The sequence below is a fragment of the Wocania ichthyoenteri Th78 genome (assembly GCF_000789235.1).
Taxonomy (GTDB): Bacteria; Bacteroidota; Bacteroidia; order Flavobacteriales; family Flavobacteriaceae; genus Wocania_A; species Wocania_A ichthyoenteri.
In genome coordinates, this window is record NZ_AUYN01000016.1 from 1 (window position 1) to 777 (window position 777).

Annotated in this window: 1 pseudogene; it reads left to right on the forward strand. The window is 30.6% G+C overall.

Annotation, left to right across the window (positions count from 1 at the left end):
* Positions 1–168: 168 nt before the first annotated feature.
* Positions 169–777, forward strand: a pseudogene (locus RG22_RS00040) (tail fiber protein); the annotation flags it as partial.

Here is a 777-nt window from a genome sequence, read left to right on the forward strand (position 1 = left end):
AATGAACTTAAAATTGCTTGAAAAAATTGAAGAATTGATGCTTTATACGATACAGCAAGAAAAAGAAATAAACACATTAAAAAAGCAGGCTTCTAAAGTTGAAGTTTTAGAAGAAAGATTACAAAAAATTGAAGTTTTACTAAAATCTAAAAATTAATATTAAAAAATATGAAAACAATTATTTATATATGCCTCTTTATCATAGGAAACACAGTCTTTTCACAAACTACAACAACAGTTACACTTTCTAATGGCGATGGATGGTATAGAATTATTGAAGGTATGGGAAACAAAGCTGGTTTAGTAAGGATTTCAGGGGGATTAGGTAATAATAGATTGACAGATATATCAATGTATGTGTCCACGATGGCATACGACCAAGGTGGTTCTATAAATATTATCAATAATAAATTTTATAATCAAAATCATATAGACGAAATACGTGCAGGTTCTAACAATGGAAAGTATGTTTTAGATATTCATTTTGTTGGAATTAATAACCCAGTAAATGTAAATATTACTGTAGACTCTGGAATCCCAGTTTTAAGTACACCCGTTTTTAATCCTTCTAGTAGTATTACAGGAAAAATAGAAATCTCAGGAAGAGTAATAGGAACAAGTAGTACTAGATGGCCTATTTATTTTTCTAATAATGTCGGCATCGGCACAACAACCCCAGACGCAAAACTAGCAGTAAAAGGCAATATACACACTAACGAGGTTAAAGTAGATTTACTAGGTGCTGTGGCACCCGATTATGTGTTTTATAAAGATTAC